The organism is Moorella sp. E306M (assembly GCF_006538385.1).
Taxonomy (GTDB): Bacteria; Bacillota; DSM-521; order Neomoorellales; family Neomoorellaceae; genus Neomoorella.
On record NZ_BJKO01000001.1, the window covers coordinates 622788 to 642761 of the forward strand.

At 51.9% G+C, this 19974-nt stretch carries 28 protein-coding genes and 2 pseudogenes; 11 read left to right on the forward strand and 19 right to left on the reverse strand.

Translation table 11 applies throughout. The annotated features are described in order from the left end of the window. Window positions 1-26 precede the first annotated feature (26 nt). From FLZ89_RS15550 to FLZ89_RS03365, 14 genes are all read right to left on the reverse strand, one after another. Window positions 27-194 (reverse strand): hypothetical protein, encoded by a 168-nt coding sequence (locus FLZ89_RS15550; RefSeq protein WP_172613420.1) that lies wholly within the window; start codon window positions 192-194, stop codon window positions 27-29. 551 nt (window positions 195-745) lie between these two features. Next, window positions 746-1276, reverse strand: a complete 531-nt coding sequence (locus FLZ89_RS03305; protein WP_141304367.1) for a Holliday junction resolvase RecU — start codon at window positions 1274-1276, stop codon at window positions 746-748. Window positions 1277-1355: 79 nt separating this feature from the next. Next, complete coding sequence (locus FLZ89_RS16500) at window positions 1356-1472, reverse strand: hypothetical protein (protein ID WP_373995599.1); 117 nt, start codon at window positions 1470-1472, stop codon at window positions 1356-1358. Next, window positions 1435-2064: a nucleoside 2-deoxyribosyltransferase gene (locus tag FLZ89_RS03315; protein ID WP_141304369.1), complete on the reverse strand. Its 630-nt coding sequence runs from the start codon at window positions 2062-2064 to the stop codon at window positions 1435-1437. The genes FLZ89_RS16500 and FLZ89_RS03315 overlap by 38 nt, the downstream gene beginning before the upstream one ends. Further along, window positions 2057-2620 (reverse strand): replicative helicase loader/inhibitor, encoded by a 564-nt coding sequence (locus tag FLZ89_RS03320; protein ID WP_141304370.1) that lies wholly within the window; start codon window positions 2618-2620, stop codon window positions 2057-2059. Before FLZ89_RS03320 ends, FLZ89_RS03315 begins: the two co-directional genes overlap by 8 nt. Further along, the gene (locus tag FLZ89_RS03325) at window positions 2617-3570 is read right to left on the reverse strand and encodes a hypothetical protein (protein ID WP_141304371.1); all 954 of its coding nucleotides are present in this window, start codon (window positions 3568-3570) and stop codon (window positions 2617-2619) included. Before FLZ89_RS03325 ends, FLZ89_RS03320 begins: the two co-directional genes overlap by 4 nt. 25 nt (window positions 3571-3595) lie before the next feature. After that, window positions 3596-3847 carry a hypothetical protein gene (locus FLZ89_RS03330; RefSeq protein WP_141304372.1) on the reverse strand — a complete coding sequence of 84 codons (252 nt, stop codon included), beginning with the start codon at window positions 3845-3847 and terminating at the stop codon, window positions 3596-3598. Window positions 3848-4062: 215 nt separating this feature from the next. Beyond that, entirely contained in the window at window positions 4063-6264 is a 2202-nt protein-coding gene (locus tag FLZ89_RS03335) for an AAA family ATPase (RefSeq protein ID WP_141304373.1), read from the reverse strand. Next, window positions 6265-7425: a metallophosphoesterase family protein gene (locus FLZ89_RS03340; protein ID WP_141304374.1), complete on the reverse strand. Its 1161-nt coding sequence runs from the start codon at window positions 7423-7425 to the stop codon at window positions 6265-6267. Then, window positions 7425-8510, reverse strand: coding sequence for a hypothetical protein (locus FLZ89_RS03345; protein ID WP_216363825.1), 1086 nt, complete (start codon window positions 8508-8510; stop codon window positions 7425-7427). Before FLZ89_RS03345 ends, FLZ89_RS03340 begins: the two co-directional genes overlap by 1 nt. A 113-nt stretch (window positions 8511-8623) precedes the next feature. After that, window positions 8624-9118 carry a DUF6011 domain-containing protein gene (locus tag FLZ89_RS03350; protein WP_141304376.1) on the reverse strand — a complete coding sequence of 165 codons (495 nt, stop codon included), beginning with the start codon at window positions 9116-9118 and terminating at the stop codon, window positions 8624-8626. Window positions 9119-9233: 115 nt separating this feature from the next. Beyond that, window positions 9234-9722 (reverse strand): helix-turn-helix domain-containing protein, encoded by a 489-nt coding sequence (locus FLZ89_RS03355; protein WP_141304377.1) that lies wholly within the window; start codon window positions 9720-9722, stop codon window positions 9234-9236. A gap of 131 nt (window positions 9723-9853) precedes the next feature. After that, the gene (locus FLZ89_RS03360) at window positions 9854-10234 is read right to left on the reverse strand and encodes a hypothetical protein (protein ID WP_141304378.1); all 381 of its coding nucleotides are present in this window, start codon (window positions 10232-10234) and stop codon (window positions 9854-9856) included. A gap of 50 nt (window positions 10235-10284) precedes the next feature. Next, on the reverse strand, window positions 10285-10512 hold the full coding sequence (locus FLZ89_RS03365) for a hypothetical protein (RefSeq protein WP_141304379.1): 228 nt from the start codon (window positions 10510-10512) through the stop codon (window positions 10285-10287). A 93-nt stretch (window positions 10513-10605) separates the two neighbouring features. Here FLZ89_RS03365 and FLZ89_RS03370 point away from each other — a divergent pair, with 93 nt between their 5' ends. Then, the gene (locus tag FLZ89_RS03370; protein WP_216363826.1) at window positions 10606-10797 is read left to right on the forward strand and encodes a hypothetical protein; all 192 of its coding nucleotides are present in this window, start codon (window positions 10606-10608) and stop codon (window positions 10795-10797) included. Here FLZ89_RS03370 and FLZ89_RS03375 read toward each other — a convergent pair. The 3 genes from FLZ89_RS03375 to FLZ89_RS03385 are packed head-to-tail and all read right to left on the reverse strand — an operon-like array spanning window position 10772 to window position 11612. After that, complete coding sequence (locus FLZ89_RS03375; RefSeq protein WP_141304381.1) at window positions 10772-11011, reverse strand: hypothetical protein; 240 nt, start codon at window positions 11009-11011, stop codon at window positions 10772-10774. The two genes, FLZ89_RS03370 and FLZ89_RS03375, sit on opposite strands and share 26 nt — an antisense overlap. Before the next feature lie 14 nt (window positions 11012-11025). Next, window positions 11026-11340 (reverse strand): hypothetical protein, encoded by a 315-nt coding sequence (locus tag FLZ89_RS03380; RefSeq protein WP_141304382.1) that lies wholly within the window; start codon window positions 11338-11340, stop codon window positions 11026-11028. A gap of 14 nt (window positions 11341-11354) precedes the next feature. Next, window positions 11355-11612, reverse strand: coding sequence for a helix-turn-helix transcriptional regulator (locus tag FLZ89_RS03385; protein WP_141304383.1), 258 nt, complete (start codon window positions 11610-11612; stop codon window positions 11355-11357). 136 nt (window positions 11613-11748) lie between these two features. Here FLZ89_RS03385 and FLZ89_RS03390 point away from each other — a divergent pair, with 136 nt between their 5' ends. From FLZ89_RS03390 to FLZ89_RS03425, 8 genes and pseudogenes are all read left to right on the forward strand, one after another. Continuing rightward, entirely contained in the window at window positions 11749-12192 is a 444-nt protein-coding gene (locus FLZ89_RS03390; protein WP_141304384.1) for a helix-turn-helix domain-containing protein, read from the forward strand. 32 nt (window positions 12193-12224) lie between these two features. Continuing rightward, on the forward strand, window positions 12225-13085 hold the full coding sequence (locus tag FLZ89_RS03395; RefSeq protein WP_141304385.1) for a HEPN domain-containing protein: 861 nt from the start codon (window positions 12225-12227) through the stop codon (window positions 13083-13085). A gap of 271 nt (window positions 13086-13356) precedes the next feature. After that, window positions 13357-13506, forward strand: a pseudogene (locus tag FLZ89_RS16290) (type II toxin-antitoxin system HicB family antitoxin); the annotation flags it as partial. Window positions 13507-13541: 35 nt separating this feature from the next. Continuing rightward, window positions 13542-13916: a hypothetical protein gene (locus FLZ89_RS03405; protein ID WP_141304386.1), complete on the forward strand. Its 375-nt coding sequence runs from the start codon at window positions 13542-13544 to the stop codon at window positions 13914-13916. Next, window positions 13888-14169, forward strand: coding sequence for a type II toxin-antitoxin system RelE family toxin (locus tag FLZ89_RS16505; protein WP_141304387.1), 282 nt, complete (start codon window positions 13888-13890; stop codon window positions 14167-14169). Before FLZ89_RS03405 ends, FLZ89_RS16505 begins: the two co-directional genes overlap by 29 nt. A gap of 73 nt (window positions 14170-14242) precedes the next feature. Further along, on the forward strand, window positions 14243-14686 hold the full coding sequence (locus FLZ89_RS03415; RefSeq protein ID WP_172613421.1) for an ImmA/IrrE family metallo-endopeptidase: 444 nt from the start codon (window positions 14243-14245) through the stop codon (window positions 14684-14686). Window positions 14687-14767: 81 nt separating this feature from the next. After that, complete coding sequence (locus FLZ89_RS03420; RefSeq protein WP_141304388.1) at window positions 14768-15619, forward strand: three-Cys-motif partner protein TcmP; 852 nt, start codon at window positions 14768-14770, stop codon at window positions 15617-15619. Between the two features lie 60 nt (window positions 15620-15679). Then, window positions 15680-16414: a DUF5131 family protein gene (locus FLZ89_RS03425; RefSeq protein ID WP_141304389.1), complete on the forward strand. Its 735-nt coding sequence runs from the start codon at window positions 15680-15682 to the stop codon at window positions 16412-16414. Between the two features lie 123 nt (window positions 16415-16537). Here FLZ89_RS03425 and FLZ89_RS03430 read toward each other — a convergent pair. Further along, window positions 16538-17359 (reverse strand): annotated as a pseudogene (locus FLZ89_RS03430) (protein prkA); the annotation flags it as partial. A 148-nt stretch (window positions 17360-17507) separates the two neighbouring features. On the opposite strand from FLZ89_RS03430, the gene FLZ89_RS03435 reads away from it, so the two are divergent. Then, window positions 17508-17909 (forward strand): hypothetical protein, encoded by a 402-nt coding sequence (locus FLZ89_RS03435; RefSeq protein ID WP_216363827.1) that lies wholly within the window; start codon window positions 17508-17510, stop codon window positions 17907-17909. Window positions 17910-18003: 94 nt separating this feature from the next. Then, a complete protein-coding gene (locus tag FLZ89_RS03440) occupies window positions 18004-18738 on the forward strand; it encodes a glucose-6-phosphate isomerase family protein (protein WP_141265321.1) in 735 nt (244 codons plus the stop codon). 122 nt (window positions 18739-18860) lie between these two features. On the opposite strand, the gene queG is transcribed toward FLZ89_RS03440, so the two are convergent. Further along, entirely contained in the window at window positions 18861-19958 is a 1098-nt protein-coding gene (gene queG, locus FLZ89_RS03445) for a tRNA epoxyqueuosine(34) reductase QueG (protein WP_141304390.1), read from the reverse strand. Window positions 19959-19974: the final 16 nt, after the last annotated feature.

A 19974-nucleotide genomic window follows, 5' to 3' on the forward strand; every position in this document is an offset into this window, starting at 1 on the left:
TCCTAACCCTGGTGGGGGTTATTTTTTTATACCGCCTTCTCACCTGGCAATAACCCACCACGCCCCGGCTTGGGCCGCTCCTGCATCAGCATGGCCCACCAGCGCAACGAGTGCCGTTCCACCCGGCGCCAACCCTCCAGTATAGCCAATATTCTCGGCTGCCTCCAGGCCACATAATCCGCCACGGTAATCATTCGTCCCCCTCCCGGCTACGCACTTTCTTTGGAATGTGTAGTTATTTGAAGTCAATAGTTATTGGCTCACCGTTTGATATAGCATTTTTTACCAAGTTATCAAAGCAATTAAGGCAGTATCGTTTACCGGTTTTTCCTTTCTGCAAATAAACCGTATCTTTCGTGCCAAACCTAATATCCCTACCACAAATATCACAACTTACCCAACTACGGGTTATTCTTTTTGTATATATTGCCTCTCCAATAGTTATCTGGTATATTTCGCCAGATGTAATTCTTTTAAAAAGAGCTATAGGGTCAATGATTGTAACCGCCCCCTTTTATTACGCATTCTAAACATTATCCGTAATACGGATCCCCACTGACCCGCCGAACTCTTATTTCCTCTCCCGGAGCCACTGATATCACCATCAACCCAGGTCCCCAGCTCCTTAACCGCGGTATCTTTCTTCCCATCTGCCGGATGCAATCCCTGCCCCATTTGACCCGGCACCGCGGGTAATCCCGGCAATTAGCCATGAGGCACTGTCTGACGCGCTCCTTCTCCCTGTTCACTCCTCCCCGCCTCCTCGAAAAAATAACCTGTCCACTATGGCAAGATAGTCCAGGGCGATCTGGCCCCCCCGACGGACCTCCCACTCGTGTTGCATCTGCTTCACCGATATAGATGCTGGGCCATGCTCATATCGCCATCTCAGAAGACCTTCCCGCCATACCTCCCAGGGCACCACAAAAAACCGTTGCATCCCGAACCCTACCAGGATAAAACTGATGCCCTCGTCTCTGGCCCAGTCCTCGAGAAACTGGGCCTGGTGGTCCTCTACCCGGTCCCACCTGATGCGATCCCCGGAACAATGTTTCGCGTCAAAAGCGAGAGGCCAGCCGCGGTAGGTCCCTAAGAAATCTACCACGGCCTTTTCTTCCACCTTGGCGTTTACTACCCGGCCCCGGCTATCCCGGAGCGGTATCCAGGCTGTAGGTACTTTGTGGATTACCGCCAGGTGTTGCGTCCGGTACTGGCGGTTAGCAAGGATGATCAACTCCTCCAGGGGGCGGCCCCGGTTGGCCTGGGCGCTAATCATTCTGTTGCCTCCTTACTCTCCATCTCGGTAAAAAGCCTTATCTCCAGTTCCTCATGTAAGCAGCCCCTCCGCCTCTAAACTAACTTGCTTCACGGATAACCCCTTCTTTCTTTGCCAGCCTGATTAGCGCGTCATACCTCTTTTCGGCCGCCATCAGCCTATATACCGCCGCCTCCACAAACTCGGGCTCGGCCATCTCGAGTCCCTGCTGCGCCCTCAGCCATTCCGCCCGGGCTTCGTTTAACTCTTTCAAGGTCACCATAAAGCTTTATCCCCCTCTCTTTTAGATAGGCTAGGGCCTGCCCCAGGTCCTCATACCAGGCTGATGCATGATACTGCAGCCAAATGCTTTCCCTGTTGGCCCGGCCAAAAAGAATAATTTCCTTCTTGCGTTCCCAGGCATAGCGAATTTCCATGCTGGTGCCTATATAGGGCTTATCCTTATGGTCCATTTCCACCAGGAGGATGTCCGCCCGGTTGATATCCTGCAGATCGCGCTTGATAATAGCCTCCACTGTTGCGGGCCTGGGCTGGTGCAGGGGATTGAGCACCTCGTAGCCGGCCGCCTCCAGGACGCCGGCCGCGTAAAGGCGCCAGGTCATAGCTTCCTTCAGGGTGCTATGGCCATGGATGCTCCCGCCAAGGTAAACTATTAGCCTGGGCTTATATCCCCAGCATTTGCCTTTGCGCCACATCCAGCCCGGCTCGGTGAAAACCGTGCAGTGGTTAGATTTTTTATCGGCTTTCAGGCAATGCTCGCATTTGCGCACCAGGGTATGTCTAGCCATTGCTTATCCCTCCTGCTGAACCTCCAGGCAACGCCTTGCCTATTTTGTCAACCAGGCTTAATATCTTGGCCCTATTCCCGGCTAGTTGCTTAACCTCGGCCGGCAGAATAGCTTCTTCCCTCTCCCTCTTTGCGTACTGCTCGTAGGCTATCCGGAACTGACCCCGGATTATGTCCGGTTGCTCGCAAAGGCATATCTCATGCCAGCCGATATTCTCCACAACGCGCCGGGTAATGGGGGATAATGAATTCAGGGCTTCCTCCTGCCGGTAATAGCCGTAGTCCCTCACGGCCCGCGCCACTTCTCCCCAGGCGTCCATCGCGCTCGGCAGCTGCGGGTTGATTATTTCCGCCGCCGCTTCGCGGATTTCGGCCACTGTGGGGAAGTATTTTGCTTTGGCCAGTACGCTCATTAGGGCCTTTTCGGCCACCTCGTAGGGTATGTCAGCAAGCATCCTGTGCCATAATTCCGCCGTAGGTCTCATGTCCCGTTCCTGCATGGCAGGAAAGTTTGCTGTCGCCCAGGCCACTAGTTTAATAGCTTCTTTGAGGGTCATAATTGAGCTTCCTCCTCTGCGGCCAGTTCCATCAGGCCCGCAAAAGCCCGAGGTATTTGCTTCTGTTGTTGCCCTTGTCGCGCTCCTTTTCGTTGTTCTTCTTCTTCCAGCCTGGTGATCACCCAGTTAAGAATAGCCCGGTAGTCAGAACGGTATTTCCTGCCGCTGGCCCCCTTGTAGTTGTCCAGGATTTCTATGCAGCGTTTAGCCCGTGTTTCGCTACCGAGTCTCGCTACGAGTGACGAGTATTCTTCTTCGGTGAGGCTGACGAATTCAGCATATTTGATTTTCTTCTCAGCCCGTTTCTTGGAGCATTGGTCGCCGTCCGAGTGCCTCTTGGGGCATTGGTCGTTACCGGTCGAGTGCTCCTGATACTCGTCATTGGTCAAGCTGCCAGAGTCGGTTTTCGGGCTTTCTTTGCCGCCGGTCCCCCCTGGGGGGGATACAGGGGGGGTATTCCCCTTATTTTTGGGATCGGGTACGGGATTGGGATCGGGATCGGGATCGGGAGTATTGTTACTAACGCCGTAGTTATTTGTTTGTAACGGCGTTACATCATTGTTACTTCTTACGTTACTATTGCTTGCGGCCTTTTTAGCTCTATGCTGCTTTACTCTTTCTGCCGTAGCTTTCCGTTCGGCCAGAACCTGCTCTTTACTTGGCTGATAGTCCAAATAGTCATGTATCCGGTAACCACCCTCCACTTCCTCCCATAATCCAGCTGTGATTAAACCATTTACCACCAACTCCCAGGTTATTTTCTGGCCTACACCCAAACTAAGGTTTTCCAGGTTAATTAATCCCGGTACAATTGATCGGGGGATAAAACCATCTGTAAGATATTGATTGCAATAACATAGTGCCGCTATCTGCATGGCCATACCTAATGGTCCGGCTCTTACCACTTTTGGATGCCGTGCGAAACCGTCATCAATCTTAACCCACCCCATTACTGCACCCCCGATACTCCAAAGCTCACCTTACACCCGCCGCCGTAAGTATCGCCAGGCCGGCCTGGCTGATACTATCCAGCCAGATTAGCCGCCAGCCATCTTTACTCCGCTTAAATACCGCCGCCAAATCGCCGTCCGTCTCATGCACCACTACCAAATAGCCCTGGTAGAGCCACCCTGTATAAATTTCCCGGGACAGCGGGCCGAGGGTATCCCCGACCCGCGTGCCGTGTTCTTTAACCTCTGCCGCTGTTACTTCAGCCCAGTCGATCATGGTAAAATCGCTCCTCGCAATCCACTGATCAGTAAACACGTCTTCGTGGCGTTAGCCCAAGCCATACATTGTTCCCCTAAGCAAGGAAGAAAGTTTTCGCTGTCTACCCCCACATAATGGGTAATGGATTTCCGAAATGGACAGGCTTTATATTCACTCATCCCCGATTCACCTCCGGCATTTCATCCCACGTCCGGCCATTCAGCAGGTGATGCTCATGCTACCTTCACCTTACTTCCATCCGGTCCTTTCGTGACCTCAATCCTCTGAGGCAGTGCATCTTGCAACTCAGCTATATGGGTAATGACCAGCACCTTCCCGAACTCTTGAGCCACGGCCTGGATGGCCTGCATTACCGCCTGACGGTTGGCCTGGTCGCAGGCTCCCAGTCCTTCATCGAGCACAAACAGCTTTATTTCCGCTCCCGCCCGGTGGGCCAGGAATTTACTGAGCGCTACTCGCAGGGCCAGGTCCACCATGAAGCGTTCAGCGCCGGAGTATGTCTGATATGGTCTCTCCATACCACCGTCCAGCACCGTAATCCGCAATACTTCCTGCATGGTGCCGGTGGTCTTGCCCTCGGCTTGGGTATCTAAGCGGACCGCAAGTCTTCCGCCGGCCATTCGGGAGAGCATGTCATTAGCCAACCGTTCAATCTCCGGAACTGCGTTTTCGACGACCAGGGCAGGCACGCCGCCTTTTTTGCCGCACGCCTGGTCAAGGACCTCGTAAACGGCCAGCTCTTCTTTAAGCGCATGGGCTTTTTCCTCATGCTCGGCCAGCTCGGCTTCTGCTCTGGCTACCTGCTCTAGAGAGCTCTCAACTCTCCCCAGCTCGGTCCGGAGGGCTGCTTCGTGACGGCGCAGGTCGTTGAGCTGGCTCTGCACTTGAGAGAGCTCCATGGCTATCGGTTTTAGTGCCTCTATCTCCTGAACAATACTGGCCTCACGGGCTTTGAGGTTATCGACCTCAGCGGAAAGGGCCTGGTTCTTTTGCTCCAGGGCGGCAATCTGGTCCTGGAGCTCCGCTATCCTTGCCGTGAGCATCGCCACCTTTTCCGCAGCGGCGTCCAATTCTGCTTTAAGCCGTGCCGTCTTCCGCACGTCTTCCAAGGCGGCCCTGGCGGCTTTATGGGCTTCCTGGTCATATTCCAGCGATGCTAAGGTTTGCTCCAGCTCCAGGCGTTGCTTGGTGTAAGGGTTAGCCTGGGTTTTTAACTGAGCCAATCTTTCCTTGACCTGAGACAATAACTCCGATGCTTTTCTGGCCGAGGCCAGCAAGGGGCAGGAGCTTTTGACTTCACCTGAGCAGGGAACACTCCCGAGCAGCCCGGCCTGTTTGGCTGCGCTCTCGACCTGGGCCTCCAGCCTTGCCACTTCCGCCGCCACCTTCTGGTTCCACGCCGCTTCCTGCTGCTGGAGCCTTGCTATCTCACCCTGAAGCTTCATGTACTCCTGGGCCTGGCGGTCGAATTCGGCCACGTCCTGGGCTATCTCCGCTTCCATCCCCACGGCAACCTCGATTTCTTCCCTGCGTGCTAGGATAGTTTCAGCGGTTTTAATTTGTTGTTCGGCCTGCGCTATTTGCTGGCGGGCCCTGGTCATCTCCTGGTCGTTGGCCTGTATTTCCGCCACGGCCTTTTGCATTGCCCTGCAGGTGTCGGCCAATGCTTGCTCCAGGACTGGTTTCTGTTTTAGCCTGGCTTCCAGGTCAGTCGCTTTTGAAGATATATCCTCGACCTGGGCGGCCAGGGTGCCGAGTTCCTGGTTGATAGCAGCCTGCCGGCTAACGAGTCCGTCCTTTTCGCTTACCAACTCCAGGAACCGCTTGCGGTTGAGCTCCATGGCCTGAGCCTCTGCCCTTAGTTGCCGTACCCTTTCCCGTGCCCGCTCCTGCATACGGTCCCAGAGGTCTAAACCCAGGATGCGGGCTAGGGCCTCCTTCCGCTCCTGGTCGGTCATATTGGCGGTGAATGTATCCGCTTGCCCCTGGAGCACCAGGGCGCTGGCAGTGAATGTCCGGTAGTCCATGCGCAGGGTTTCCTCGATAACCTTCTGCGTTTCAGACAGGGTCTTACCTGATAGGGGCCGCCAGTTTTCGCCGTCTAGGATAAAGAACTCCAGCGTGCTCTTATTCCGGGCTATACTTCTTCCGCGTACCACTTTGTAGGTAGCCCCGTTAAGCCTGATTTGCACCTCAACGCGGGCCTCTTTTTCGCCCCGGGTGACGTAGTTATCCAACTCTTTCGTTCCGCCCCTTGTGCCCTGCCCGAAAAGTGCCCAGGTTATGGCGTCCAGCAGGCTGCTCTTGCCTGCCCCGTTTTCTCCTGTAAGCGCGGCGCAGGTAATGGGAGAGAGGTCCACAGTTTCACGTTTGTAACTGAGGAAATTCTGTAGGTCCAGCAATACCGGTTCCATCTACGCTACCTCCTTTATAAGGCCCTCGGTTGCGGCTATAACTTTGACCTTTAGTTCTGGGCTGAGATCATTTCGCAGGGCCAGCCACTTCTTTAGCGCCTCAATAGGGGAAGTGCTCTCGTTGATGCTTGCCTCCCGGCTGCGCTCGGAACGAATTATGTCGGGATAAATGCCGGCCAGCATGAACGCTCCGCCCTCGTTAATCTTTTGCGCTATCTTTGTGTGGTCCATGAACTTTGCATCTTCTTCGGTGCAGCGGTATTTCACCCGTACCACGGCATCCTTTACGAGCTCGGCCATGCGCTTTTTATCGTCCAAGGTGTTTGGCGGTAAGTTGTTGAGGTCCAGGGTGACGAATTTCCGGGCCGGCAGGGGAATAAATTCTGCTTCCTGGGTATCAAGGTCAACGATATAGCACCCGGGCTGGTTATCCTCTTCACCAAAGTCGTGCCGTTCAAAGAGTCCGGTATGCAGTACTACCGGATTGATTGCAATAATCTGTGGAGTGTGGATGTGGCCCATCACAACTGCCTGGACCGGAAGACCCTGCAGGTCGCCCAGGGGTAGCGTGGGCTCCGTGGCGGCCAGCACATTCCCGGCAGCCAACCGGCAGCCGGAGATGGCCCAATGGCCCATGAGTATAGCGGGTTTGGCCTGGTCCACCATGGCCAGCCAGTAGCGGGCAATATCGATAAGTTGCTGAGAGGTTTCCTGGGCGGCCACGGCAGGGTCAGCATCGGTTTTAACCGACTTTGTGGATGGCAACACAACAACCTGCAGGTAATCCAGGTCCACAATGCCTGGTTGAGTAATTCCCCACCTGTGCCCATCCGGCGCCAGTCGCGCTACCACATCTACGGGGGACGGCTGCCCTGGACCAAGGAGGTCGTGGTTGCCGGCGCATCCCACTACAGGGATGCCCTCATCCTCCAGGCAGTTGAAGAGCGTGGCCACCTCAAGCACCTGGGCTGGCGCTGGCCGGCTGTTGGGGAAGAAATCGCCGGGAAAGATGGCGGCGGCCACGCGGTGCTCGACCGCCGCCTTAATGATGGCTTCGGCGCTACGCCGCCAGTCGGCGAGGCGGGATGGGGTCCCGTCCTCGCCGGTGCGGCTGTAATTCGGCCAGTAGCAATGTAGGTCTGGTGCGCAAAGTATCTTCATTACTGCGCACCCCCGTTCTGGCACTTATAGCAGAGGGGCTTGCCGAATTTCTTCTGGCTATATTCGACTACCTTGGCGCTGGTGATTTCCGCACCGCAATTGGCGCAATAGGTCACCACCTGTTGCTTGCCTTGTCCCCTGTTTTGTGCCGGTGGGTTTGATAAGGCAGGATTATCAAACAACGTTGGGTTAGAGGGTTCCAGATCGTCTTCCGCCGGGAACCCATCAGCCGGTAATTCCTCTTCCACTGAACTCTCATACTCAACGAAGACTTCTTCCTCTGGTTCAGCAGGGGCGGCCAGGGCTGGATGTGAAGCCTCGAACGGTGATCTTCCTGTAGGCATAACTGCGGCTTGCGCCTGCCCAAAAAGCTGTGCCATGGCTGGGATGCCGTTCTGGATAATGGCTTGGCGCACCTCGGGGTCAGAGTAGTCCGGCGCGAAGTCGATGCGTGGAACAATGAACGGCTTCTGTAGTTCCTCACGGGTGTACTGGCTTTTCATTCCCAGGGCTGCCCGGATGACCCGGAGCATGGCCCCGGTCTCGGCTCGCATCAGTTTGTTTTTACGCCACTGGATCATGTTGGCCCGGGTCTGGGCCTGCGCCCACTGCTCCGGCGTCATACCCTTCAAGGCAGCCTGCTTCTTGGGGTCGGAAGCATATTCGAGGGCTTTTTTGAGGTTGGCTTCGTAGGTTTCTTCTTCAATGACAGTGAGGTCAATTTCTTTGGTGGCCACGATGGGCTGCCAGCTACCGTCAGGCAGGCGCAGGGCACCCACAGCCTTGTAGACCACGTAGTCCTTCTGAAGAATCTGCGGGCCGCTCTCGCGCCAGTTCCAGACGATGCCGGCGGCCGCGGCGATCCGCATCAGCGCCGGTTTGGCCGGGCTAAACAGGTCCTCATAACTCTTCTTGGCTTCGTTGTAGCGGCTCCCCACCTTGAACACGTCGCCGGCCATTGGGTCCGGATTAATCTGTACGACGCTGGTCCTGGCCGCATGCCAGGGGCTAACCTGCTGGAGATGTTGGGTTGGAACAAGCATATTAGCATTTTTAGGGTCAATTTGAGTAATTGCAGTTGTCATTACCTAACAGGCCTCCTTTTTCCTGGCCCCGGCCCGCTCCCAGGCCAGCCAGGTCCGCATGGCGATTAAGTAGAGCCGAAAATCCTTTACTTTCCCGGCAAATCCCGCTATTCTCATCCTGCCATCCGCTCCTTCCGTGACTGGCGCCATTGGCGCATGGCCTCTCTCCCGGCTTCTTGCCGCGCCCGGTAGGCCATAGCGGTGTACGTTGGACCGGCGGCTACTGCCTCGCGGTAGATTACTTTTAAATCCTGTCCCCGCGCGAAAACTATTTCCTGTGCTTCTTTACCGGCGAGGGTGATATGCCCATATGCTTCGTAAGCACCTTCTCTATACCGCACACTAACCCGCATGTTGTAACTTGCGATCATATTGCCGGGGTCCGGGTACTCCCAGTTGACCCCCAGATCAATCTCGCCGCCAGCCTTTAATAGTTGCTCCCGGCGGGCCCACTCTTTTTCGTCCGCCTGGAGGTCGGCGTCGAATGCACCGCCACCTGACTTGCTGTAGCAAACCGGCCCCAGGCTCCTTGCGACCGAGTGCGGGTTGGTAAGCTTCCTCTTACATCTGGCGCACGTTCCTGAGCCTTGACTAACAGTTATAGCCATCTGGCTTATCCTCCCTTTGTTTGCCCCGCCCCTCAGCTATGTTTGAGCCAACACCCCTGGGGGCGGGGCCGGATTGACAGTATACAGCCGTGATGATACAATTTAAGTAGAGGTTTTAGCTGGCGGCTTTTTGTGAGGCCGCTTTTTCTTTTTGGTTTGGCATAATGTCCTCAATACTGATGCCGTTTTTTGCCGCGAACTGTCTCATTTCTTCGATCTCTTTCCCCAGCTCGCAAAGCTCTCGCAGGATTTGCCTGAAGTCCCCTTTTTCGTTTTTCTCCAGTCGGCCGTCAGCAGCAATGCTTACCAACCTGGTTCTGACGTTAATGGCGTCCTCCAATTCTTTAAGCAACCCCAGAACTATAGTGGCAATGTTGTTCTTCTCAAAGTGATAGGCAATTTTTTGCCCTATAGGGCACATCATCGCGCAGTAATTTGCCGGCAAGTCTGGCCTCTCGTACACCTCAGCCATCTTCAGCACCACCTCCGGTGGCACCATGGTCTGGCCGGTCTCGTAGCTAGTAAGTGTCCTGCTGCCGATATGCAACCTGAAGGCTGCCTGTTCTCTGCTCAATCCAGCCTCCTTGCGTGCTTCTCGCAGCATTGCTGTCACTTCCTCTCTGATTTATTATGGTTTTAGAGTTGATCAATCTGAGCAACGCGTCTGCTACAATTTCCAGGTCCCGTTCATAATCGGGGTCCTGCGGGTCTGCGTAGCGCCGCTCGATGATAAGCTCAGCCCTGCGGCCCATCTGCAAAACCTCGCCTGATCAGATATCGCACCGCTGTGGCCAGGGTAATGGCGTCAATGCGGTTGTCTATGTCGCAATACTCCATGATGTCCCCCTCGTTGCAGTCCTCCGGCACCAGGCCGGCTCGTTGATAATTCGGCACTGCCACCAAGTAGCCGCCGATTGTCGGCATAAGATACAGGTCCAGCCGGCTCGATCTGCCGCAAACCTCAAAGTATTCCCCGCCCCGTTTGGTGATGCGGACCTCCCAGCTAACCTTGCCGTCGCTGGCCGTTAAGGTTGCAATGAGCTCGGTCAAATTGAGCCGTCGAATGTAGTTAAGGTACTCGGCCTTTGCGGCCTCCCTCGCTTCTGCTGTCAACATGGTTTTACCTCCCCTCCCGGCGGCCCCCAAGTTGCCTGCCGTGGGGCCGCCTAACTTACCCTCCGGCATTCTGGCTCATTATAGGTCGCTACTTCCCTCGGCTGATTTTGCTCCGGCCCCGGCAACAAACCCTCAGCTATCATCTGATCCAGGAACACTTTTGCCGCCGCATCCCAGTAGTGCGAATCGGGCGGGAGCTCCTGTACCACCTCCTCTCTTGCTGTGGAAATTTGACTCCCTTCACGCTTTGCAGTGACTCTAATCAAGTAGAGAGGCATGGGTTCGCCTCCTTGCCCTGGCAGGATTCCCCTTCCCTTCGTCGAAACAGGTAGGTGTCCAGGCTACCAGTTTGAGGAACGGAGGTGAATGAAGTGATAACTGATAAGGAAATTGAGGAAATCAGAATTAAAGTCTTTGAAGAATTTAAATCGAGTATTATGGGTAATGCAAATCAACCTAATGGGCCTTATGCCGAATTGGCCGTGTTAATTATTGAATCGGCTTCTAAAGTCTGCGCAAAAATGTTAACCGAGTTTGCTAAAAGGATTTCAGAGCAGCCTTAAGTTTATCAGTTAATTTTCGCGCCACCTCCTCGTCCATTGTTGCATCCATGTTGATTATTAAGTTGGTTTTCGGCTGTTCTGGAACTCGGCCTTCCAGGGCAGCCACCACCTCATAAAGCCTCCTAAGCCTTTCCTCCAGCCGTGCAATAGCCTGCTCGGCCTGGGTGGTATCCAGTTCGAGCTCGATTTTTAGCTTACTAGTATTTGCTTCCATCCTCCTACCTCCCCTCACTGGTTTAACGCCTCGGCTGGGGCGGGGTCGGCAATATCCAGTATCTTGTTAGCAATTTCCTTAGCCCGTTCAACCTGGTCATAGGTAAGCATTGACACGTTTTGGATGCCAAGGGAATAGCGGATAATAGTTGAGATCGCCGTAATAATTTGGTACTGGGTGTAAGGGTTGCTATTAGCCAGGCGCGGTAAAAAGGCTTCTTTCACTTCGTCCCAGGGCCGCGGGAATCGCGCCTTTGGGGTCTTACTCATCTCCTGCATAAGCTCCGCTTTAATTTGCTCTTTTAACGCGGCTAGCTCGGCTGGGGTCAAGGCGGCACCTCCTTTCAGCCATCTGTCCCAGTATTTAAAGTAGAAATGTGCTTTTGTTTGACATGTCTTACAAGAGGGGTAAAAAATATATCTGTCACGTCACATCCAAGATATTCGGCAATTGCCAACATTACTTCGTCGGACGGACGCTTGACGTGCCCCTTTTCAATTGCAATTATGGTTTGCCTTGTAACCCCTACGGCTTTAGCCAGTTCTTCTTGGGTAATGTCTTTAGCTCTACGTATTTGCCGTAACCGATTATTAAGTTCCACTGGCCTCACCTCCTATGGCTATATTGTAAAACATGTTTAACTCCATGTCAAGCATGTCAAACTTGTTTTTAGTAGATTTTTTTATAATACATGCTTTACAATAAGTAATGTAGGGTTTACGGAAAGGGTTATTCTTATGACTAAATTATCGAAGCTTCTAAGACAGTTACGTGGTGATGAGCCATTACGTGAGGCCGCCGAAAGGGCGGGAATTAGTCATGCTTATCTTAGCCAATTAGAAAAAGGGATCGATCCTCGGAGTGGGAAAGAAATCAAGCCATCGCCAGAAACATTAAAAGGCCTTTCTAAGGCTTACAATTTCCCATATGAAGAACTCCTGGCCGCCGCCGGTTATTTGCCGGAGAAAAAAGACCAGCCCAATTCCTCCACCCCCTCCTGGTGGTACCGAGACACCCCTCCAACCAACGTGGAGCTGGAGGAATTTTTGAAGAAGGCCAATGTCTACTTTGACGGTGCCCCACTGGATGAGGAAGATAAGGAGGATATTATAACGTACCTCAAGGTAAAGTGGGAAAGGGAGAAGAGGAAGCGGGAGAAAGAAAAAGGCGGGTTAAAATAAAAGCCCGATAACTCGGAAAGGGGGCATTATAGTTGCCTTATAAAACTAAATATCTTGATCAATATAAGGAATACATGTTTCTTTACTTCACCGATTTTTTGCAGGCATATAGAGACAGGGTAAACAGTTATTATTCCGAGGTGTATGCAGAAAATCCAGAAGCATTTCCATTTATGAAACCAACTTTAGTGGCTACTATTTTTCGCAATATGGAAATAATAAGCTTCCTGGATCTCTCAAAAACTGCTAAAGATGAGATCGGGCTTTTCGAAGATTTTCTCGAAAGCCAAGAAGAGTATGACCGGGTAAATCACCTACCCCAACATATACAAGAAGATCGGCTTTTAAAAATTGCCGGCCTTGATAGTTATATAGAAAGGGATATAAGTTGGTACGTTCTTGGTGACGATGCCCCACCACACTATGACCCGAGGACACCAAAATACCAAGGCAGTCAACTTGCAGACAGGCACTATTACTCTTTCTTGAAAAAAGAAAAAAAGAAAAAACTTGATTTATATGATGCTGAAGCGGTGATCGCAAAGGTAAATAATGATGAATTCAAGTATGAACTCGAAGAAGCTATAAAAGCCTATAACTATGGCCTTTATCTTGCTTGCACTGCAACCGCGGCAGTATCAATAGAAACATTGCTGAAAATTATTGTGGTCTCTCGTTTAGGAGAAAACTTTTTGCCGAAACAAATATACATTATTAGCTTAGCCGAAGTATTGAAAAACGAAAACATAATGGATGATAGATTTTTCCATCGCTTAAAGTCCTTTAATGAATTGAGACGAAGCGCAGCTCATAGTAAATCAGGAAAACTTGACCAATGGGATGCGGAACAAGCGCTTTCTTTAGTTAAACTTATTGTTGAAACGTTTTTTTAAAATCAAGTATTGCTCGTTGTATTTTATCCCTTACTGCTTGTGTTTCTGGGTCTAGATCATATTCTGCTTCTACAGCGTTAAAGCTGGATAGAATTATCAAGGCTTCATTCAAGGACAAATTTATATTAATGATACCGTCCTGGAAGGAACACATAACTACACCCCCCCTTAATAACAATATTATAACCCATAACCTCTTTTTGTATATAATGGCGAATAAGAAAGGAAGGAAGGAAGCTGAAAAATAAAACAAAAGATAAGGGTGATAAAGTTGCCTTCTCACCGTTTTCTAGTCATAATAGAGCAAGACGAAGACGGCAAATATATTGCCTCGGTGCCTTCTCTCCCTGGCTGCCATACTCAAGCGGATAACCTGGCCGAGTTGGAAATGCGGGTCCAAGAGGCAATCAAACTTTACCTTTAAGAAACGTGTTGTTTCATTAGGGGGTGATCTTAATGAGCCTACCCAAAGAAGAGCTTCACCGCCTGGTTGACATGCTTCCGGAGCAAAACGTAGCAAGAGCCAAAAGGTACCTGGAAAGGCTGGTTAAAAGCGTACATCCAGAAAGCGCAGCTATGCCGCGACCGCATAACAAACCTTTCTATATCGATCCTACCTGTCCTAAATGTGGCACCCCCCTTGTGCTGGCAGACTTTTTAGATGACCCTAACACGCCATGGGAAAACGTCTGGCATGACGAATTCATTTGCCCCATATGTCGCGACTACATTTACCTGGACTGGCCGGAAAGCGAAAGAGCAGCCTTGAATGAGGGGCAAGAGGAAGGCGGCGTTAGCTGGGATGAACTCAAGCGAGAACTCGACCTATAAAGTCCAGCTATTAGCCCAGCCTCGCAGCTATCTTAAACGCGTTGATCGGGCCACCCAAAAACGCATTGCGACTGCAATTGAGGCAATTTCCGCGAACCCCGTAAGCGGGCCAAATATCAAGCCGTTGCGGGGCTTTACCCAAAAGTACAGGTACCGCGTTGGTGACATAAGGATTATTTACAACGTAAAAATCGAAGAACGACTAATAATTATTGAGGTTATTGGGCCGCGCGGAGATGTTTATAAAAAATAAATTTTCATTTGCACTCGGCTTCCTTGCGGGTGAAGATTGAAACCGGGCAAGGATTGAAATGACACCGTTTTGCATGTCCAAGCGGGTGACCTATTTGGACTACATCAGGCAATCTGTTAAGCAATTAGTAGAAAAATATAAAACCAATGACCCATATCGCCTGGCGCAGGAGATGGGTATTGACGTTGACGAATTCCCCTTTCGCAGGATTAAGGGCCTGATCCTTGAAATAGCCGGGAAGGTTACCATTGTCCTTAACTCCAACCTCCCGGCATGGCTAAAACGTGTCATTTTAGCCCACGAATTGGGACACAGGCAATTGTCTCCACGGGGGGCGGGATATTTTTTCCTTGCAGAACATACTCTGATGGAATCCAGGGTAGAGTATGAAGCCAACAGATTTACCGTAGAATTGATTACATGGGACGAAAAGCCGGAACTAAATGAAACCTTGGAGCAATTTGCGGCCAGGGTTGGATTGCCGGTAGATATGATGAGATATAAGGTCATAAAGTAAGAAACCGCCGAACTCGGCGGTTTTGGTGTATAGGCAGGATTCGACAAGAGATGACAAGTCCAGAATATCATTTTTAGATAAATGAAGAAAGTGCAGAAAGGAGGATATCGTGTGGGGTACGGAGATGAGGAAGGCCAAGTGGGAGAATGGGCAAAGGAGAAACTCCGTTATCTGCAGTCCTACCTTCCTAGTTTTACAAAGGCTACCAAAAAGGCAAAGTCCCGTTACTATATCGATGGGTTTGCGGGCACCGGCAAATGGATAGTTAGAGAAACAGGAGAGGAGATCAAAGGATCGGCCCAGATCGCGCTGGAAACGAATCCGCCATTTTCAAAGTGTTTCTTTATCGAAAAGGATGCCTCCCGAGCTGACAAGCTAAAAGAGTTACAGGCACGCTACCCTTCTCGCGCCTCAGAAGTGATTTGTGGCGACTGCAATGAAGTAATGCCGTTGATCCTTCGCCAAATAAGCCCTTATGCTCCTACATTTGTCTTTCTTGACCCAAGTGGTGCACACATAAAATGGTCTACTATCCAACTTCTTTCAAAATATCGGACAGAACTATTCATTAATTTCCCTCTGCAGATGGATTTACAAAGACGGCTACCCAATGATCCGGCCAAATTGAACCCGAATGATATAGATACTCTTAATGCCTATTTTGGTAGCGAAGCCTGGAAGGATATTTATAGCCGTAAATTTTCGCTTGAATATCCCCGCTATTCAGCATTAAGTCTTATGGAACTATATGTCAGTGGTTTGAAGGAATTGGGTTATAAATATGTCCATTACTCTGACGCTATTAGGAATTCCCGTAGGGTTAAGCTGTATTATCTAATATGGGTTGGGAAACATCCTGTAGGTGAAGAGATCATGCGCCACGTGTTAAGGGTCCAATTTAATCCACAGTTAAGTCTATTTGATAATTATTAGAATAAGAACATTTGTACTAAAGCGGCCTGTATGGTAAACTATTGAGGGGAGGTGCAGTAAATGGCAGCAATATCAAAAATAGAATGGACAGAAGCCACCTGGAATCCTGTTACAGGTTGTACTAAAATTTCCAATGGTTGCCTACATTGTTATGCCAGTGTAATGGCTAAGAGGTTGCAGGCCATGGGCAACCCGCGATACAAGAATGGGTTCAAATTAACACTTCACGAAGACCTCATCGACTTGCCACTCACTTGGAAGAAGCCTCGCCGGATTTTTGTAAACTCGATGTCGGACCTCTTTCACGAGGATATTCCCTTGGAATTTATTCAAAAAGTTTTTACCACTATGCAACAGGCTGATTGGCATGTATTCCAAGTGTTGACCAAAAGGTCCCAGAGATTGAGAGAACTGGCCCCTTACTTACCATGGCCTCCAAATGTTTGGATGGGCGTAACCGTCGAAGACAATAATTTTGTCCGACGTATAGATGATCTAAGGGCCATACCCTCTACGGTCCGATTCCTATCGTTAGAACCTTTACTCAGTCCAATCGAAAACCTTAACCTAAGAGACATTCATTGGGTCATTGTGGGAGGAGAGTCCGGCGTCGGCGCAAGACCAATGCGGGCTGAATGGGTTCGTAATATCCGGGAACAGTGTTTGAAACAAAACGTGCCATTCTTCTTTAAGCAATGGGGGGGTATCCAAAAACACCGGTACGGGCGTACTTTGGATAATAGGACATGGGACCAATACCCCGATGTTGCTCCAATGTTGGCCCTGACCAGATAAGGCCTTTGTTTTGCGGTATATTTTCTCGGAGATGAAATCCCATGCCCGGTCATCTTGAAAAGTGCAGCAGAAAACAGCAAAGGTTACTGCATGCTTAACCTCTCTCCGCCCCTCCTGCTAAACGCCTGGAACACCCAGGCACTTTCTATTATTAACGCCTCGTTGTATGGTTCTAAGAGTAAGCTGGAACTCCATGATCCCCCGGTTGGCAATATTGAGTTCACCGTCAAAGCGGTAGGCCCGGGGGTCCGACTCGGAACCGTATTCGGCAATGGTGGAAAAATCGATACTGCCGGTGAGTTCGGCAATATCCTGGGATTTGGGATCAGAAGGGCTGAAGGTGCCGATTCCGATCCGTTTCTCTTCCGAAAGTATGATGCGTTCCACCGGTACCTCCTCCACCCGGCCGTTATACTTCTCTTCGACCATCAGCTGGCAGACGGGACAGAGGCTGCCTTCGATATAGATACCGTATTCCTTCTGGAGCTCCGGCCTGAGTTCCCGTGGGATGAGATGTAAGGGTTCTTCGTGCATGGGACATCCTTTAATGGCGTAGACGGCGCCGGCATCGGTCTGGCTGTACCTTTCCAGGCCCCGTTTGAGCATAGTTACAATGGTCGACTTGCCACCGCTGACGGGCCCCATGAGGAGCAGGATGCGCTTACGCACATCCAGGCGGCGGGCGGCCGAATGAAAATACTCTTCCACCAGCTTTTCCAGGGTACGCTCCAGCCCAAAGATTTCTTCGCTAAAAAAGCGGTAGCGCTTGACGCCGTCGACTTCTTCTACCCCGGCGGCAGCAATCATGTCATATATCCGGGCATGGGCCAGACGAGCCAGCTGGGGATTCTTAATCACCATGGCCAGGTAATCGGCAAATGTGCCTTCCCAGTATAACTTTTTGGCTTCCTGGCGGTATTCCTCCAGGCGTTGCAGGATTTTCACCGGGCCCTTCCTCCTTTCCAGGGAAAAGGAAAAATAGCAGCGAATATAAGGTAGGAGTATTATATAAATATGTATCATGAACCGGAAAAAGAAGATCGCTGACAGAAGCAGGAAAACTAAGGAGCGAAGCCGAATGATTATATAAGGATTGGCAAAAAATATCGCCGAGGTGATGGGTGTGGGGTACAAGTACGAGTTTACCTGGCTGATCCGCCTACCGGTGGATGAACTGCCGCAAAAACCCAACGAGCAAAAAGGCGACGGCGAAAACCTGCTCCTATGGAAGCGTACCAGTGGTAATATTATCCTGGGATTCTTTCGCCAGGGCCATAAGCTGGCCCACCCGGTAGGTATGGAGGCCCTGATTGTGACTAAAAGCGAGGAGGTCCTGGGCTACGGACACATTGTCAAGTCAGAGATTTACGAGCTACCCGATGGTACCCTGACGACCGTGGTGGAATTTTCCGTGACTCGACTGTTTGATGAAGAAGAAAAAAGGGTTATTACCCGCATTTTCCGGGAGATGTACGGGCAAAGGCAGTCTAACTAAATGGCAGCAAAGCGTCCCTGGCCCCAAAAAGGGTTGTTTTTCAGCGCCATTAGGTTATAATGGTAAAGAAAATAATCCGGGGAGGTCATCCTCCATGATTTTAGGGAAGCATTTTACCCTGGAACCCAGTGGTCTTTTAACTTTTACCAGCGGGGTATTAGCCCCGGAACCTGATATCCGGCGTCTCGCTGATGCCCTACCAGTCCTCTATGCCGATGTCCCACCCAGCGACCGGCCCCTTTATTACATGTACCGGGGCGTCTGCCTGGAAAAAGACCGGCAATTGTACCAGCAGCACGACATCCGCTACGATATAACCGTTGTCCTGCCGGGTACCATTGGTAAAGAGTATATTAAAACCGTAGGGCACTTCCACCCGCTGAAACCCCACTCTTCCGAAACCTATCCCGAGTACTACGAAGTACTTGAGGGGGAAGCCATTTACCTGCTGCAGAAAAATAACCGCAGCGGTGAAGTAGAAGAAATTATGGCCGTCGAAGCCAAAAAAGGCGACAAAGTCTTCATCCCTCCGGCCTACGGCCATGTAACCATCAACCCCGGCAGCCAACCCCTGGTCATGGCCAATCTCATTGAGAGCCACTTTTCCTCCCTTTACGGTCCCTTCCGGGAGAAGCGTGGTGCCGCCTATTACTACCTGGAGGGCGAAGACGGTAAAGGTGACTTTGTTAAAAATACCCACTACCAAAATTCGGTAGCCCTGAAGATGGTTGCCGCCCCCAATCTCAACCAGCCCGTTAGTATTGTTAAAAATAAAACATTGTATGAGGCCTTTGTGGCCGAACCGGAGGCCTTTAAAATTTTAAAGTAGTGCCGTTAGCAGTACGCCGGCCACCTGCAACGCATGAAAATGGCTGTTTTCCAGATGGACAATATAAAACCCCGGTAAACTCGAAACCGGGGTTTTATATTACTCCAACGCCCGCCAGCCGTCTACTGGAAGGCCAGGGCCTCCTCAATCTCCCGGCACACCCAGGGGTCGGTTTCTTCCCGGCGGGCCTTTTCCAGGACCGGGCGGCCCGCCGCACCCAGGTGCCCCAGGGCCCAGGCGGCATGCCCACGTAACACAGCGGCCGGGGCCCGCAGGGCCTGCGCTAAAGGTGCCAGGGCCTGAGGGTCACCCCGGTTGCCCAGGAGAAGGACAGCATTGCGCTGAAGCACTGTTTTTCCCCGCCAGCCCAGAGCCGTGGGACCAAAGGTTTGCTTAAATTGATCCTTATCCATAGTAACGATGGCAGCCAGGTCCGGCCATGTTAGCCTTTGCTCTGAACCGGATGTTATTTCTGCGCGTAATCCCCCCCTTTCCCGCCGGTTGGCCGGGCAGGCTTCCTGACAGACATCACAACCCCAGATATATTGCTTAAAAAAGGGGCGCAGTTCCGCCGGGATCACACCCCGCTTCTGGGTCAGGTAGGACAGGCAGCGTTCCGGGTTCAGGCGGCCAGGGGCTACTAAAGCTCCCGACGGGCAGGCTGCCAGGCACCGACCGCAGCCCTCGCAGGCAGCTGGTTCCAGGGGTACACCGGGTTCCAGATCCAGGTCGGTTATCAGGAGTCCCAGGGAGGCACCCGATCCCAGTCCCGGTATAATCAGGTTGCAGCTGGCGCCGTAATATCCCAGTCCGGCTAGGTAAGCGGCCTCCCTTTCCAGCAGGGGGCCGCTATCCACCTGGATGGCGGTCAAACTGGCACCGGCCTGCTGTAAAAGGCCGGCCAGGTCCCGGAGATGGCCCTGCAGTACAGCGTGGTAATCCGGTCCCAGGGCGTAACGGGCAATCAGTCCCTCCCCCGGTCCCGGAGGAACGGCCGGTTCCGGGTGGGGGCTGGCTACCACTACCAGGGAACGAGCCGCAGGGTAAAGGAGCCGGGGCCGGCAACGTTCTTCCAGGCTACCGTTGGCAAAAGGGGTTTTTAGGCCTCTTTCCGCCCGCCATTTTAAAGCTTCCTCTCCAAATTCAAAGGGCCGGACCAGGGCTATTCCCAGGACCAGGCCCCGGCGTGCCGCCCATTCCTTTAGTTCGCTTGCCAGCATAATCCGGTTCTCCTCT

Excerpts from the sequence above, each read along its gene's own strand:
- FLZ89_RS03315 (WP_141304369.1), bottom strand. The coding sequence starts at position 2,064 with ATGGCTAGACATACCCTGGTGCGCAAATGCGAGCATTGCCTGAAAGCC.
- FLZ89_RS16500 (WP_373995599.1), bottom strand. The coding sequence starts at position 1,472 with ATGGCCGAGCCCGAGTTTGTGGAGGCGGCGGTATATAGGCTGATGGCG.
- FLZ89_RS03355 (WP_141304377.1), bottom strand. The coding sequence starts at position 9,722 with ATGCTGCGAGAAGCACGCAAGGAGGCTGGATTGAGCAGAGAACAGGCA.
- FLZ89_RS03405 (WP_141304386.1), top strand. The coding sequence starts at position 13,542 with ATGAGCCTACCCAAAGAAGAGCTTCACCGCCTGGTTGACATGCTTCCG.
- FLZ89_RS03345 (WP_216363825.1), bottom strand. The coding sequence starts at position 8,510 with ATGACAACTGCAATTACTCAAATTGACCCTAAAAATGCTAATATGCTT.
- FLZ89_RS15550 (WP_172613420.1), bottom strand. The coding sequence starts at position 194 with ATGATTACCGTGGCGGATTATGTGGCCTGGAGGCAGCCGAGAATATTG.
- FLZ89_RS03305 (WP_141304367.1), bottom strand. The coding sequence starts at position 1,276 with ATGATTAGCGCCCAGGCCAACCGGGGCCGCCCCCTGGAGGAGTTGATC.
- FLZ89_RS03415 (WP_172613421.1), top strand. The coding sequence starts at position 14,243 with ATGTCCAAGCGGGTGACCTATTTGGACTACATCAGGCAATCTGTTAAG.
- FLZ89_RS03425 (WP_141304389.1), top strand. The coding sequence starts at position 15,680 with ATGGCAGCAATATCAAAAATAGAATGGACAGAAGCCACCTGGAATCCT.
- queG (WP_141304390.1), bottom strand. The coding sequence starts at position 19,958 with ATGCTGGCAAGCGAACTAAAGGAATGGGCGGCACGCCGGGGCCTGGTC.
- FLZ89_RS03330 (WP_141304372.1), bottom strand. The coding sequence starts at position 3,847 with ATGATCGACTGGGCTGAAGTAACAGCGGCAGAGGTTAAAGAACACGGC.
- FLZ89_RS03375 (WP_141304381.1), bottom strand. The coding sequence starts at position 11,011 with ATGGAAGCAAATACTAGTAAGCTAAAAATCGAGCTCGAACTGGATACC.
- FLZ89_RS03440 (WP_141265321.1), top strand. The coding sequence starts at position 18,004 with ATGATTTTAGGGAAGCATTTTACCCTGGAACCCAGTGGTCTTTTAACT.
- FLZ89_RS03325 (WP_141304371.1), bottom strand. The coding sequence starts at position 3,570 with ATGGGGTGGGTTAAGATTGATGACGGTTTCGCACGGCATCCAAAAGTG.
- FLZ89_RS03335 (WP_141304373.1), bottom strand. The coding sequence starts at position 6,264 with ATGGAACCGGTATTGCTGGACCTACAGAATTTCCTCAGTTACAAACGT.
- FLZ89_RS03390 (WP_141304384.1), top strand. The coding sequence starts at position 11,749 with ATGACTAAATTATCGAAGCTTCTAAGACAGTTACGTGGTGATGAGCCA.
- FLZ89_RS03365 (WP_141304379.1), bottom strand. The coding sequence starts at position 10,512 with ATGCCTCTCTACTTGATTAGAGTCACTGCAAAGCGTGAAGGGAGTCAA.
- FLZ89_RS03360 (WP_141304378.1), bottom strand. The coding sequence starts at position 10,234 with ATGTTGACAGCAGAAGCGAGGGAGGCCGCAAAGGCCGAGTACCTTAAC.
- FLZ89_RS03350 (WP_141304376.1), bottom strand. The coding sequence starts at position 9,118 with ATGGCTATAACTGTTAGTCAAGGCTCAGGAACGTGCGCCAGATGTAAG.
- FLZ89_RS03320 (WP_141304370.1), bottom strand. The coding sequence starts at position 2,620 with ATGACCCTCAAAGAAGCTATTAAACTAGTGGCCTGGGCGACAGCAAAC.
- FLZ89_RS03340 (WP_141304374.1), bottom strand. The coding sequence starts at position 7,425 with ATGAAGATACTTTGCGCACCAGACCTACATTGCTACTGGCCGAATTAC.
- FLZ89_RS03420 (WP_141304388.1), top strand. The coding sequence starts at position 14,768 with ATGAAGAAAGTGCAGAAAGGAGGATATCGTGTGGGGTACGGAGATGAG.
- FLZ89_RS16505 (WP_141304387.1), top strand. The coding sequence starts at position 13,888 with ATGAACTCAAGCGAGAACTCGACCTATAAAGTCCAGCTATTAGCCCAG.